Below are 14,041 nucleotides of genomic sequence, written 5' to 3' on the forward strand. Positions count from 1 at the left end.
AAAAATATGAATGTGTTTGAGGCTATAAGCAAAAGAAGAAGTATAAGAAAATATCAAGATAGAGATGTGGAGGAAGATAAGCTTTTGAGAATACTTGAAGCTGCTAGGCTTGCTCCATCTGCAAGAAATCGCCAAGAATGGAGATTTATTGTTGTTAAAGATAAAAAGGTAAAAGAAGAATTGGTTAGAGAAGCATCTCCGCATCAACCTTTTATGCTTCAGGCTCCTATCATAATTGTAGCCTATGTTTTAGAGAAGGATTATATTATGAGATGTGGTGTTCCAGCTCATTATATTGATGTGGCTATAGCTCTTACTCATATTCATCTTCAGGCAGTAGAAGAGGGACTTGGAACTTGTTGGATTGGTTCCTTTTATCAAGATAAAGTTAAAAAGGTTCTAAATCTACCAGAAGAAGCGGAGGTAATTCAGTTAATGACTTTAGGTTATCCTGCAGAAGATCCTTCTCCAAGACCTAGATTATCTTTGGAAGAAATTGTAAAGTTTGTTTAAAGGAATATAAATCTTTTTCTTTTCTTTTTAATAAGCTTCAAAATTTCAGGGATTTTTTCTCTTGCAGCAATTTCGCCTTTTTCTATTAATTCTTTTGCTTTGTCAAAATCAAAAGTTCCATAATTTTGAACATCTGGATTTATTACAATATCTGCTTCTTTTTTATTACTTTCTTCAAGTTCATAGTTCATTATGTCTATGGTTTGCATTAATACATCAAATAGAGATGGGTTTAATAAGGGATTTAATCTTTTTTGAAACTCTTTGAAAATTTTGGTTTGAGATAAAGAATAAGTAATTTTTTCAGTGATAGTACTGGGTTGAAAAGGTATATCAATATTTATGTTTTCTTTTGGGGTCCATTTAGTTTTTTTGTGAAGACTTACTGCAATTATAATATCAGGTTTATATAACATTTTTAAATCCTTTACAGGAAGAGGAGAAAGAACTCCTCCATCTATTAAGAGTCTATTTTTCCACGAAAAAGGTTGAAAAATTACGGGGATAGACATACTGGCTCTTATACCCTCAGCTACTTTCCCTTCTTGGATATAAACTTTTTCTCCTGTGATCAAATCTACTGCGATAGGGGTAAAGGGTTTTTTCAATTTGTCAAAGGTGACTCCCTCTAATATGGTGTCTAAATACTCTAAGATCTTATCTCCTTTAATTATTCCTTGGAGAGATTTTGAAAAATCAAATAAGTTATAAAATTGTTGTTTATTCTCTGCAATGTTATTGGCTAATTTTTCAATGTCCTTAGGAGAATAACCCTTAGCATACAATGCACCTATTATTGCTCCGATACTACTTCCTGTTACAAAGGATATTTCTACATTGTTCTCTTCTAATACCTTAAGAACTCCTATATGAGATAGACCTTTTGCTCCACCACTTCCTAATGCTACTCCAATTCTTAACCTTCCCATATTTTTAATTATAGCATTTATTTTTCTTATTTAATACCCATCAGGAGTATATTATTGTGAAATAATTGAACAATTAGGTAGTAAATTGAGAAAAAGTTATCAATTAGTTATTACCCCATATAGGTATACTTAATAAAAATTTAAAATTATATCATATTTAAGTTTTATTGACAATACAATTATAATTGTGTTTAAATTAAATGAGAAAAAGTAGAGAAAATAATAATTAGGAGAGAAGGTATGACCTTAGAGAGGGTTAAAGAAGTCTTAAAAGCTCAAGTACTATGCGGGGAGGAACATTTAAACAAAGAGATATCTCTTGTTGGAGCTACTGATCTTATGAGTGATGCTCTATGTCTATTAGAGGAAGGAGCTTTACTTCTAACAGGTCTTGTAACGGTACAAGTTATAAGGACGGCGGAAATGCTTGATCTTGTAGGAGTGGTTTTTGTAAGAGGAAAAATTCCTCCTAAGGATGTGATTGAACTTGCTCGCAATTCTAACTTACCTTTGCTTTCGACTAAGTACCCTATGTATGAAGCTTGTGGATTGTTATACATAGCTGGTTTTAGAGGAAAGAAGGTAGATGTTGATTCTTGAAGATCCCAAAAGAATATCTTGAAAATATAAAAGTTAAGGATATTATGAATACTGATATTGTAAGGTTAAGACCTTACCAGGATATGCGTTCTCTTCAAGAGATAATGCGAATTAAAAGAATTGATGCTATACCCATTGTGGATGATTTAGAAAGACTTATTGGTCTCGTAACTGTGGAAAATGTTATCCAAGCTTTAGTAAAAGGTGATCTGAATGTTCCTTGTGAGAGATATATGGTGAGAGAGCCTAAATGCTTGAAACCTGATGACAATCTTTATGAGGCATTGCTAAAATTTAGACAGTTTAGATTTGGTAGATTTCCAGTAGTTGATGAAGAAGGTAAAGTTCTTGGAATATTAAGCACTAAAGATATAGTTCTGAATCTTGTAGATATTGAAGATATAGAGGGAATAAAAGAGGAAAAAAAAGAAGAGGCAGTGCTTGTTCTGGAGTATCCAGTAATGGGAGGAGATTTTGCCTTAGCAGGGATGGCATCAAGTAATGTGAAAAAGACCTTGCAGCAATTGGGTATAAGCCCTGATATTATAAGGAGAGTTGCAGTAGTGACTTATGAGGCTGAAATGAATATTGTAATTCATGCTTATAGAGGAGTTTTGAGAGTAAAGGTAACTCCAGAATATATTGATATTGTAGCAGAAGACGAAGGACCAGGAATACCCGATATAGAACTTGCAATGCAGCCAGGTTATTCTACTGCTCCTGATAACATAAGAGAAATGGGATTTGGAGCAGGAATGGGGCTTCCCAATATAAAAAATTCTTCCGATGAACTTAAGATCGATTCCATAGTAGGTAGAGGTACGACAGTCCACTCAAGAATTTATTTGAAGAGGGAAAAGAATGTCTGAAAGATATATTCATTCTGTTGCTATAAATCTTCAAAGATGTAGAGGCTGTATTCACTGCATAAGACATTGTCCTACCGAGGCGATGAGAGTAAGAAATGGTAAATCTTTAATAATTCCCTATCGTTGTATTGATTGTGGAGAATGTATTAGGGTCTGCCCCTATCATGCTCCCTTTGGTTTTACGCATACATTGGATAGTATTGCTTATCTCGAAAATGTAGTAGTTATTATTTCTCCTGAGTTTTATTCTCAATTTCCTACTAAGTATTCTATTGGGGATATCCAAGAGGCGGTTAGAAAAGCTACTTCTGCAAAAGAGGTATGGGATACTACTTATGCTATCTATTTACTTGAGAGTGCTCTTTTAGATTATGTAAATTCTTCTCCTAACTTACCCTTGATTTCTACTTATTGTCCTGCAATAATTGAGCTAATTCAAGTGAGATTTCCTACGCTTATTCCTAACTTAGCTCCTTTTAAATCTCCAGTGGAGATTATGAGCCAGATTATAAGAGAGCACTGGCAGAAAGATCATCCTGGTGAAGGCCTGAACTTAGTATATATTACTCCTTGTCCTGCTCTTGCAAGTTATTTAAAGGAGATAAAAGAAGATACAGTTGAATTTATAATAGGTATAGATAATATCTACTTAAAAGTCAAAAAAGAACTTCAAGAAGCAAATTTAGGTGTACAAAAATTGTTTTATCCTAAAGGCATTCTTACAGGAACATTAGGTGGTGAAGCTCAAATATTTAATGAAGAAGAAGCAATAAGTGTTGGAGGTATAGACAAAATATTAAGAGTACTTGAAGACTTAGAGAGAAACAAAATTCAGGATGTAAAATTTTTAGAGCTTAGGGCTTGTGAAGAGGGATGTGTAGGAGGTGTTTTAAATCCTGAAAGTTATTATTTGGCAAAGAAAAGGATATATTCTATTTACAAGGCTTTAAATAAAGGAAAAATTGAGAATAGTGATTTATTAAAAGATCTTTCCGAAATGCATATCTCCAGAATAGTTAGAACATCTCCTATCTCGCCGAGACCTGTTTGGAAATTAGACGAAGATATAAGTAAGGCTCTTAAAAAGATGGATGAAATGAAAAGAATTCTTGAAATTCTTCCTGGTCTTGATTGTGGATCTTGTGGATCGCCGACATGTGCCTCTTTAGCTGAGGATATTGTAAGAGGTAATGCTCAAATATACGATTGTATCTTCCTTTTAAAAGAAAAATTATGGGAAATGGCTAAAGAAATGGAGGAGCTATCTAGAAGATCCTCTTCGGTTATTTTAAAGCGGAGGTCAGAAGATAATGAGGGTCAGTGAGTTGATAAATAAGTTAGAGCTTAAATTGATTGTTCCTTATGATGAAGATTGTGAGATAGAGAGTGGTATAGTATGTGATTTGCTTTCTTTTGTAATGGCTAATGCTCCAGAGAATTCTGTATGGGTGACTATACAGACCCATGTAAATACTATAGCTGTTGCGACTCTTGCGGGTATAAAGATGATAATATTTGTTGCTGGTCAAAAGCCTGATGAGGAAACTATTAAAAAGGCAAGAGAAGAAAAGATTATTATTACATGTACTGAGGATACAGCATTCAATATTGTGGGTAAGTTATATGAATTAGGAATAAAAGGGGTAAAGAGGATATAATGAAAGGCATAGAACTGGTAAAATTAATTGATGGAAAAGTTTTAACAGGTAAAGAAAAACTTGATGAGATCGAAATCGAAAAAGCTTTTGCTGCAGATCTTATGAGTGATGTTCTTGCAATGGTCACATCGGATAAGAGAGATGTGGTGCTTATTACTGGAATTACAAATCCACAAATTATAAGGACTGCAGAGATATTAGATATTCCTATGATAATAATATGTAGGGGAAAAGTTGTACCTAAGGAAGTTATAGAACTTGCTGAGGAGAAAGGAATAATTTTGGTAAGTACCGAAAAGATAGTTTTTGAGGTAAGTGGAATTCTGTACTCTCATGGTATTAAAGCTGCAGTTATGAAGGGAAAAGCGAGAGAGGAGAGTAAGGATAGTTGAAATGGGTTGGAGTAGATCTTCATATTCATACTATACTTTCTCCTTGTGGAGATTGGGATATGAGTCCTAAGAAGATAGTTGAGAGAGCTAAAGAAGTGGGACTAAGTGTTATGGGAATTACAGACCACCATATGGTAGAAAATTTTCCTGCAGTTTCTTACTGGGGAAAGAGGTTGGGAATTTTGGTTATTCCTGGAATGGAAATTCAGACTAAAGAAGAGGTTCATGTATTAGCATTATTCAAAGATTATGAACTTGCTTACAATTTTCAAAAAAAAATTTGGAATTATCTGCCTGAAGAAACTAATAATGAAGATCTTTTTGGAGTACAGGTAGTAGTTAATGAAAAAGATGAAGTAGAAAGAATTGAGAATAGATTATTACTAACCTCTATACAACTCTCTTTAGAAGAGGTTGTAAATTTGATTAAAAAATTTGGGGGAATTGTGATCTTAGCTCATATTGATAAAAATAGTTTTAGTGTACTTTCTAATCTTGGTTTTATACCTGAGGGATTAGATTATGATTTACTTGAGCTATCAAAGAATGCGAGGGTTGATAAGTTTCTTGAGAGTAATCCTTACTTAGTGGCAAAGAAGGATAGTTTCATAATTTCCTCTGACGCGCATTATATAGGAGATATTGAAAAGCCGAGAACCTTTATAGGCTTAGATAAACTTACAGTTGAAAGTGTTTTTACGAGTCTTAAAAACAAAATTATAAAAATAGAAAAAGTGGAGGTATAGCTATGGCTGTAGAATTAAAGTTCTCAGAGTATGCCCAGAAAGAAGTAGAGAGAATCTTAGACAGATTTTCTTCTACCAAAGGATCTCTAATTATGATTTTACATGCTATTCAGGAGAAATTTGGTTATCTTCCTAAAGAGGCTTTAGAAATGGTATCTGAAAAGTTAAAGATACCATTAAGTGAAATTTATGGAGTAGTTACTTTTTATTCTTTCTTCCGATTGGAGCCTCAAGGAAAGCATGTAATCAGACTTTGTATGGGTACTGCCTGTTATGTTAAGGGGGCAGCAGATTTGTTGACGGCTTTAGAGCAAATGGGTTTGAAGGAAGGAAAAGTAACTGAGGATGGTTATTTCTCTTTGGATCTTGTGAGATGTATTGGTGCTTGTAGTATGGCTCCTGCTCTTATGATTGATGAGGAAGTATATGGAAAATTAACTCCTGATAAGCTGAAGAAATTGATAGAAAATTTTAGGAAAGAGCATCAATGAAAGAATTATCCCTTCATTTGCTTGATTTAGTGCAAAACTCTGTAGAGGCTGGAGCAAAGGATATATATATTGAGATGAAAAAGGATCTAATAAATAAGAAGTTGATGTTAAGGATAAAAGATAATGGGAAAGGAATTCCTCCTGAAATGTTGGAGGAATTAAAAAATCCATTTTTTACTACTAGAAAAACTAGAAAAGTAGGTTTGGGAATTCCCCTGTTCTGGGAATTAATAAGAAATTGTGACGGTAGTCTTGAAATTAAATCAGAAGTAGGGAAAGGAACTGAGATTATTGCTGAAGTTCCTTACCATTGTATTGATCTTCCACCATTAGGTGATCTTCCGGGTACTATCTTATCCATAATAGCTACAAATCCTGATTTGAATTTTAGTTTTAGGTTTGAAAAAAATGGAGATGTTTTTGATTTCTCAACTATAGAGTTGAAGAAGGAGTTAGGTGAAGTTCCTATAAATAGTTTAGAGGTTATCTCTTTTCTAAAAAAATATCTTTATGAGCATTTAGGAGGTTGGTAAATATGACTAAGAAGCTTACCATTGAGGATCTCAAGAAAATTAAAGAAAAAGCTCAGGCTGAGCTTGAGACAAGGAGTGCTGAGGGGAAGGACAAAATAGTAGTACACATGGGTACATGTGGAATTGCGGCTGGAGCAAGAGAGACATTACTTGCAATTCTTGATGAGATAGAAAAAAGAAATTTGAAAAATGTTATAGTAACTCAAGCAGGATGTATTGGGCTTTGTGAGTATGAACCTTTAATATCTGTGGAAAAAGTAGGAGGTCCTAAGGTTTTGTATAAGCATGTTACTCCAGAGAAAGCAAGAAAAATTATTGCTCAACATATTGTTAATGGACAAGTTGTTGCTGAAGATGTTCTTTCTACAGAATAAATATAGAAACATTATAGGATAAGGAGGTTTAGAAATGCCAGAAAGAGCACACATCTTAATATGCGCAGGAGCAGCATGTATTTCAGCAGGAGAAGAAAGTTTCAAATCCGCCCTTGAGAGAGAGCTTAAAGAGGCAGGAATTTATGACGAGGTAAAGGTAATTGAGACAGGTTGTTTTGGAACCTGTGACTTAGGCCCTGTTATGGCTATTTATCCTGAAGGTACTTTTTATATTCGCTTGAAACCACAGGATGCTAAAGACATTGTGCACGAACATCTCCTTAAAGGTAGAGTAGTAGAAAGACTTCTTGTTAAGGAACCAGAACTAAAGAAATCAATTCCTACTATTGATGAATTACCATTCTTTAAGAATCAGGTAAGAATAGCACTAAGGAATGTGGGTTTTATCGATCCGTTAAATATTGAAGAGTACATTGCAAGAGATGGTTACTCCGCGCTTGCAAAAGTTCTTACGGAGATGACACCTGAGGAAGTAATAGAAGAGGTAAAAAAATCTGGTCTTAGAGGTAGAGGTGGAGCAGGTTTTCCAACAGGTTTAAAGTGGGAGCTTGGAAAAAAAGCAAAAGGGGAAGAAAAGTATATTGTTTGTAATGCAGATGAAGGAGATCCTGGAGCCTTCATGGACAGAAGTATTATGGAGGGGGATCCTCATTCGGTAATTGAGGGAATGCTAATTGGAGGATATGCTATTGGAGCTAAAAAGGGTTTTGTTTATATAAGAGCAGAGTATCCTCTTGCCATTAAAAGACTTACAGCAGCATTGGAACAAGCAAGAGAATATGGACTTTTAGGTGAAAATATTCTTGGAACTAATTTTTCTTTTGATATTGAGATAAGAATAGGAGCAGGAGCATTTGTATGTGGTGAAGAGACCGCACTAATTGCCTCTATTGAAGGTAAAAGAGGAATGCCAAGGCCAAGACCTCCTTTTCCCGTTAACTCAGGGCTTTGGGGTAAGCCTACAGTGATAAACAATGTGGAGACTTGGGCAAATATCCCTCCAATAATTTTGAATGGCTCAGAGTGGTTTAGTAAATTTGGAACCGAAAAGAGTAAGGGTACAAAAGTCTTTGCCCTTGCTGGGAAAATCAACATGACTGGTCTTATCGAAGTTCCTATGGGTATCACTTTAAGAGAGGTTGTATATGATATTGGAGGAGGAATTCCTGGGGGCAAGAAATTTAAAGCAGTACAAATAGGAGGTCCAGCAGGAGGCTGTATTCCAGCGGAATATCTTGATACTCCCATTGACTATGAATCTATTACTGCTCTTGGGGCTATAATGGGTTCGGGTGGTCTTATTGTAATGGACGAGGACAATTGTATGGTAGATGTGGCTAAGTTCTTCTTGTCCTTCACCCAGGATGAGTCTTGTGGAAAGTGTGTACCTTGTAGGGTAGGTACAAAAAGGATGTTGGAGATTCTTGACAAGATTACTAAAGGTGAAGGGACAGAAGAGGATCTTGTAGAATTAGAACAGCTTGCATATACTGTTAGAAATACATCTTTGTGTGGTCTTGGTAAAGGAGCACCAAATCCTGTGCTTACTACTCTCAAATACTTCAGAGATGAATATTTAGCTCATATTAGGGATAAAAAATGTCCTGCTAAAGTATGCACTGCGTTAATACATTACGAAGTAATAAGAGAAGAGTGTAGAAAGTGTTCTATTTGTTTTAGAAATTGTCCTGTTGGAGCAATCTATAAAGATGAAGATGGGACTTACGTAATAGATCAATCTAAATGTACAAAGTGTGGAATCTGTTTCCAGGTATGTCCTTTCAAAGTTATTAAGAAAGAATAAATAGGGGGATGGCATTCCCCCCCCCTACTTTTTATTCAAATTTTTACTTCTTTAAATTTCTAAATTTTTTAGGGATATGATCTTTTAAAAGGGGGTTAAAGATTTTCTTACATAAGGAAAAAGATTAGCTTTAGAAATTTTCTGCTAAGGGGGGACATCTTATGGAAAAAGTTAATGAGAAGGAAAAAGAATTTAGGTTTGGAGATTGGGGACCTAAGTATTTGATGAGAGGTCCTAAGCTTGAATGGGGAATTGTAAAGATTATCCCTGGTAAGGAATTGGGAGCTCATTATCATAAAGAGGTAGAGGAAATTTTTTATGTCCTTTCAGGAAAAGCAGAGATGGTAGTTGACGATAAAATATTGGAATTAAATGTAGGAGATGCGGTAAGAATAGAACCAGGAGAAGAGCATAATATTATAAACTCTTCCGAGGATTTTTTAGCGGTCTTTATCAAGGTCCCTTACATTCCAGAAGATAAATATACAAGGTAGGATTTAAAACTCTTAAAATTTGCCCTCTATTAAATTTTAGTTTTCTAAAAGATAATAAAATATTGACAAATAGAAAAACGTTTTTATAAACTAAATAAAAAATCATATTGAAAAGTGGGGTGAATAATTTGCTTTTAGGAGTTGATATTGGTACATCTGGCACTAAAGCTTTACTTATTGATGATGATGGAAAGGTAATTGGAAGTTCCACAGTGGAGTATCCTCTTTATACTCCTTTTCCTTCCTGGTCAGAACAAGAGCCAGAGGATTGGTGGAGGGCAACAAAAGAAGCAATACTTAATGTAATAAGCAAAACAGGTGTTTCTCCTAAATTGATTAAGGGTATAGGACTGTCTGGACAGATGCATGGTTCGGTGTTTTTAGATGCAAAAGGAAACGTGATAAGAAGAGCAATATTATGGAATGATCAAAGAACAGCTAAACAATGCGATGAGATTGTGGAGAGAGTTGGAGGAGTAAAGAGACTTTTAGAACTAACATTAAATCTTGCTCTTACTGGATTTACAGCTCCGAAGATATTATGGCTTAGAGAGAATGAGCCAGAAAATTACTCCAAGGTCCATAAAGTATTACTTCCAAAGGACTATGTGAGATTCAGATTAACGGGAGAATATGCTTCGGATGTTTCTGACTCTTCTGGAACTTTGCTTTTTGATGTAAAGAATAGAAGATGGTCTAAAGAGATGTTGAATTTATTGGAGATTCCAGAGGAATGGATGCCTAAGGTTTATGAGTCTCCGGAAATTACTGGTACTTTATTACCTAATGTTGCTGAGGAATTAGGGCTTCCTTCTGGGATTCCTGTGGTTGGTGGTGGAGGTGACAATGCTTCTCAGGCTGTAGGTAGTGGTATTGTTAAGAGTGGTATTCTCTTTGTAAGTTTAGGAACCTCTGGGGTCATATTTGCTCATCTTGATACCCCTGAAGGAGATCCTGAGGGAAGGCTTCATACTTTTTGTCACGCTGTACCTGGTAAGTGGCATACTATGGGAGTGATGCTTTCTGCAGGTGGATCCTTTAGGTGGTTCAGAGATTCCTTTGGAGATGTAGAAATAGAACTTTCAAAGTGGACTGGGAGAGATCCTTATGAGTTTTTGACTATGGAAGCTGAAAATGTGCCTCCTGGTTCTGAAGGTTTAATTTTCCTTCCATATCTTACGGGTGAGAGAACTCCTCATGCGGATCCTCTTGCAAAAGGAGTATTTGCTGGTATTAGTTTAAGACATAAGAAGCCATATTTTGTAAGAGCAGTCCTTGAAGGAGTTGCTTTTGGACTGAGGGACTCTTTAGAGCTTATGAAAAATCTTGGAATAGAGATGAAAGAGATAAGAGCAATTGCTGGTGGAGCAAGAAGTAAGTTGTGGAGGCAAATTCTGGCAGATGTATTTAATACTCCTATAACTACTATAAATGTAACTGAGGGTGCTGCATATGGTGCTGCCCTTCTTGCAGGAGTGGGTGTGGGAATTTACAAGAATGTAGAAGAGGCTTGTGATAGAGTTGTTAAAGTTATGAGTTTAGAGGAGCCTAATCCAGAAAGAGCAAAAATGTATGAGGAGATGTATGGATTATATAGAGAGCTTTATCCTCTTTTGAAGGATTATTATAGGAAGCTCTCTAATTTTGTTGAAAAGTATTATTCGAACAATAAAAAATAGTTAAAAATTTTTGATATAATTTATTCTAAAGGGGAGAAGATGAAAAATCTTCTCCCTTTTTTGTTGAAAAATTTATTAATTTTATTGTAATCTTTATTAGCTTGTGGTATTATTTTTTTGCTTGTTTTATTAAAAAAAGAAGGAGGATAGGAGAGATGAGAAACATTGTAGTAGAAAAACTAAATTCTTTGCCAGTAGAAGAACATGGTGTGGAGCTTGTGGAAAGAAAGGGTATAGGACATCCTGATTCTATCTGCGATGCTATTATGGATCAAATTTCTGTAAATTTATCGCAAGAATATATAAGGCGTGTAGGAAATATTCTACACCATAACATTGATAAAAGTTTACTTGTAGCAGGAGAGGTTGAGAGAAAGCTTGGTGTAGGTGGCGAAGTTAAAAAACCTATGCTTCTTGTTATAGGGGACAGAGCAACTTTTGAAGTAGACGGTATAAGAATTCCTGTCGAAGAAATAGCTATTGAGACAGCTAAGGAATGGTTTAGAAAGAATTTAAGGTTTGTTGATCCTGAAAAACATGTAAAATTCCAAGTTGAGCTCTATCCTGGCTCTCCAGAACTTACAGATATTTTTAGAAGAAGAAAGGGCTTGCTTCCTGCTAATGATACCTCGGCTGCAGTTGGATATGCTCCTTTGACATCTACTGAAAAAATAGTATTAGAACTTGAGAGATATTTAAATTCTAAAGAATTTAAAGCTATTCATCCAGAGGTAGGAGAAGACATAAAAATAATGGCATTTAGACAGAAGAAAAATTTGCAGCTAACTATAGCAATGCCTCTAATTGATAGGTATGTAACCAGTGTGAAGGATTATTTTGAGAAAAAAGAAGTTGTAAAAGGTATTGTTGAAGATTTTGTAAGAGAAAGGGCTCAGAATTTTGAGAGCATTACTATTGATATAAATACTTTAGATGATCCAGAGAGAGGTATGGATGGTATTTATGTAAGCGTGCTTGGGACTTCAGCAGAGGATGCAGATTCAGGGCAGGTAGGAAGAGGTAATAGAGTAAATGGGGTTATTGCTTTAAATAGACCTATGGGAACAGAGGCTGCTGCTGGGAAAAATCCTGTAAGCCATGTAGGAAAAATTTACAATATTCTTACTCATAAGATTGCCAATGAAATTTATCAAAATGTACCAGGTATTAAAGAGGTTTATGTATGGCTTTGTAGCCAAATTGGAAAACCTATTGATCAGCCTAAGATCGCTACAGCTCAGCTTATTTTAGAAAATGGAGTTTCTATCTATGATGTAGCAAAGCCAGTAGAAGATATAATTGATCAGGAATTGGCTAACATTGAGAAGTTCTGTAACGAGCTTGCTGAGGGGAAGTATTCCGTATGGTAGAGAAGGTGCCTCATTGGGCTGATTTAGCTGCTGAGGAGATACTACGTCTTAAAGGTAATAAAAATGTAGTAGCAACAGGAATTACTCCCTCAGGTCCCATACATCTTGGGAACCTGAGGGAGATCCTTACTGGTGATGCTCTTTATAGAGCTCTTAAAGAAAAGGGTTCAGAGGTAGAATTTATTTATATAGCCGATACTTTTGATCCATTAAGAAAGGTATATCCATTTCTTCCTGAATCTTATGCAGAACATGTAGGAAAGCCTATATGCGAAATACCTGATCCTGAAGGTTGTCATGAAAACTATGCTGAACATTTTTTAGAGCCTTTCTTGGATGCTATTAAAGTACTGGGAATAGAACCAAAGGTAATAAAAGCTCACGAAAGCTATAAGAATGGACTGTACACAGAGATAATTGACTTGACTTTGGAAAATAATGAAAAAATAACGGAGATTCTTAATGAAATCGCAGGGAGAAATCTTGAAAAGAATTTTGTTCCTCTTCTTCCCAAATGTGAAAAATGTGGTAGGTTGAATACTACAAGCATAATTTCTTTTGATACCAGTAAACATCAGGTAGAGTATCAGTGTAAGTGTGGCCATACTGGGATTGCCGATTACAGCAAGGGAGAAGCAAAGCTTCCCTGGAGACTTGATTGGCCTGGAAGATGGAAGATTTTTGGGGTTACAGTAGAGCCTTTTGGAAAGGATCATGCTACTACTGGTGGGTCTTATGATACAGGTAAAGTAATTACTAAGGAGATATTTGGCTATGAGCCTCCTTATCCATTTGTATATGAATGGATATATCTAAAAGGAAAGGGAGCAATGTCAAGTTCAAAGGGTATTGCGATTTCTATAAATGAGATATTAGAAATTCTTCCTCCCTCTTGGGTTAGGTATTTGATATTAAGATACAAACCAGACAAACACATAGATTTTGATCCAGTAAATGGCTATATTTTATTAGCAGAAGATTATGAAAGATTAGAAAGAATTTACTATCGTTTAGAGGGTACGGAAGAAGAATGGGCTGAGCTTGCAAGAGTCTATGAGTTATCACAGGTTAAGGAAGTACCTAAGGAACCTGGTCCTCAGGTACCCTTAAGACATCTAATCACATTGGCTCAAATTTCGCTAGGAAACAGCGAACTTCTAAAAGAAATGCTTGTGAGGAGTGGTTATGAGAAGGAACTCAGTAAATTTGATGAAATATTGAAGAGGGTAGAATATGTTAATAACTGGCTCCAAAAATTCGCACCGTCTCAAGTAAAATTTAAGCTTCAAGAAGAAGTTCCGGAGATTGTAAAAAGTTTTTCTCCTAAAGAAAAGGAGTTTTTGAAAAAATTGTCGGAAAAAATAAAAGAAAGAGATTGGCAAGGAGACGAACTTCAAAATTTTATTTATACTTTAGCTCAAGAATATGAAATAGAAGGAAAGAGAGCTTTTCAGTTAATATATTTGGCCTTCTTAAATCAAACATCAGGACCAAGGGCAGGTTATTTCTTAGTTTCCTTGCCCAAGGATTTTGTAGTAAAAAGGTTAGAAGAAGCAGGAACCTTATAA

Annotated in this window: 16 protein-coding genes; 15 read left to right on the plus strand and 1 reads right to left on the minus strand. The window is 35.3% G+C overall.

Features of this window, described 5'->3' with window-relative positions; genetic code table 11:
* Nucleotides 1-6: 6 nt before the first annotated feature.
* Nucleotides 7-513, plus strand: a complete 507-nt coding sequence (locus tag DICTH_RS03630) for a nitroreductase family protein (RefSeq protein ID WP_012548120.1) — start codon at nt 7-9, stop codon at nt 511-513.
* Here DICTH_RS03630 and DICTH_RS03635 read toward each other — a convergent pair.
* Entirely contained in the window at nt 510-1,442 is a 933-nt protein-coding gene (locus DICTH_RS03635) for a patatin family protein (protein ID WP_012546902.1), read from the minus strand. The two genes, DICTH_RS03630 and DICTH_RS03635, sit on opposite strands and share 4 nt — an antisense overlap.
* Nucleotides 1,443-1,682: 240 nt before the next feature.
* On the opposite strand from DICTH_RS03635, the gene DICTH_RS03640 reads away from it, so the two are divergent.
* The 14 genes from DICTH_RS03640 to lysS all read left to right on the plus strand — a co-directional run bounded on the left by DICTH_RS03640 (nt 1,683) and on the right by lysS (nt 14,041).
* Nucleotides 1,683-2,042 (plus strand): PucR family transcriptional regulator ligand-binding domain-containing protein, encoded by a 360-nt coding sequence (locus DICTH_RS03640; RefSeq protein WP_012548669.1) that lies wholly within the window; start codon nt 1,683-1,685, stop codon nt 2,040-2,042.
* Nucleotides 2,039-2,911 carry a CBS domain-containing protein gene (locus DICTH_RS03645; protein ID WP_012547995.1) on the plus strand — a complete coding sequence of 291 codons (873 nt, stop codon included), beginning with the start codon at nt 2,039-2,041 and terminating at the stop codon, nt 2,909-2,911. Before DICTH_RS03640 ends, DICTH_RS03645 begins: the two co-directional genes overlap by 4 nt.
* On the plus strand, nt 2,904-4,235 hold the full coding sequence (locus tag DICTH_RS03650; protein ID WP_012547481.1) for a [Fe-Fe] hydrogenase large subunit C-terminal domain-containing protein: 1,332 nt from the start codon (nt 2,904-2,906) through the stop codon (nt 4,233-4,235). The genes DICTH_RS03645 and DICTH_RS03650 overlap by 8 nt, the downstream gene beginning before the upstream one ends.
* The gene (locus DICTH_RS03655; RefSeq protein ID WP_012548350.1) at nt 4,222-4,569 is read left to right on the plus strand and encodes a hypothetical protein; all 348 of its coding nucleotides are present in this window, start codon (nt 4,222-4,224) and stop codon (nt 4,567-4,569) included. The genes DICTH_RS03650 and DICTH_RS03655 overlap by 14 nt, the downstream gene beginning before the upstream one ends.
* Nucleotides 4,569-4,961 (plus strand): DRTGG domain-containing protein, encoded by a 393-nt coding sequence (locus DICTH_RS03660; RefSeq protein WP_012547316.1) that lies wholly within the window; start codon nt 4,569-4,571, stop codon nt 4,959-4,961. Before DICTH_RS03655 ends, DICTH_RS03660 begins: the two co-directional genes overlap by 1 nt.
* The gene (locus tag DICTH_RS03665) at nt 4,958-5,707 is read left to right on the plus strand and encodes a PHP domain-containing protein (protein WP_012548487.1); all 750 of its coding nucleotides are present in this window, start codon (nt 4,958-4,960) and stop codon (nt 5,705-5,707) included. The genes DICTH_RS03660 and DICTH_RS03665 overlap by 4 nt, the downstream gene beginning before the upstream one ends.
* Before the next feature lie 2 nt (nt 5,708-5,709).
* Nucleotides 5,710-6,198, plus strand: coding sequence for an NADH-quinone oxidoreductase subunit NuoE (gene nuoE, locus DICTH_RS03670; protein WP_012547924.1), 489 nt, complete (start codon nt 5,710-5,712; stop codon nt 6,196-6,198).
* Nucleotides 6,195-6,731, plus strand: a complete 537-nt coding sequence (locus DICTH_RS03675) for an ATP-binding protein (protein ID WP_012547345.1) — start codon at nt 6,195-6,197, stop codon at nt 6,729-6,731. Before nuoE ends, DICTH_RS03675 begins: the two co-directional genes overlap by 4 nt.
* Before the next feature lie 2 nt (nt 6,732-6,733).
* On the plus strand, nt 6,734-7,105 hold the full coding sequence (locus tag DICTH_RS03680; RefSeq protein WP_012547605.1) for a (2Fe-2S) ferredoxin domain-containing protein: 372 nt from the start codon (nt 6,734-6,736) through the stop codon (nt 7,103-7,105).
* Between the two features lie 34 nt (nt 7,106-7,139).
* Nucleotides 7,140-8,930: an NADH-quinone oxidoreductase subunit NuoF gene (gene nuoF / locus DICTH_RS03685; RefSeq protein WP_012547555.1), complete on the plus strand. Its 1,791-nt coding sequence runs from the start codon at nt 7,140-7,142 to the stop codon at nt 8,928-8,930.
* A gap of 161 nt (nt 8,931-9,091) precedes the next feature.
* Nucleotides 9,092-9,424 carry a cupin domain-containing protein gene (locus DICTH_RS03690; RefSeq protein ID WP_012547962.1) on the plus strand — a complete coding sequence of 111 codons (333 nt, stop codon included), beginning with the start codon at nt 9,092-9,094 and terminating at the stop codon, nt 9,422-9,424.
* A 119-nt stretch (nt 9,425-9,543) separates the two neighbouring features.
* On the plus strand, nt 9,544-11,103 hold the full coding sequence (gene xylB, locus DICTH_RS03695) for a xylulokinase (RefSeq protein ID WP_049751869.1): 1,560 nt from the start codon (nt 9,544-9,546) through the stop codon (nt 11,101-11,103).
* 155 nt (nt 11,104-11,258) lie between these two features.
* Nucleotides 11,259-12,473 (plus strand): methionine adenosyltransferase, encoded by a 1,215-nt coding sequence (locus DICTH_RS03700; protein WP_012548637.1) that lies wholly within the window; start codon nt 11,259-11,261, stop codon nt 12,471-12,473.
* Entirely contained in the window at nt 12,467-14,041 is a 1,575-nt protein-coding gene (lysS, locus tag DICTH_RS03705; protein WP_012547805.1) for a lysine--tRNA ligase, read from the plus strand. Before DICTH_RS03700 ends, lysS begins: the two co-directional genes overlap by 7 nt.

Source organism: Dictyoglomus thermophilum H-6-12 (genome assembly GCF_000020965.1).
Lineage (GTDB): Bacteria > Dictyoglomota > Dictyoglomia > Dictyoglomales > Dictyoglomaceae > Dictyoglomus > Dictyoglomus thermophilum.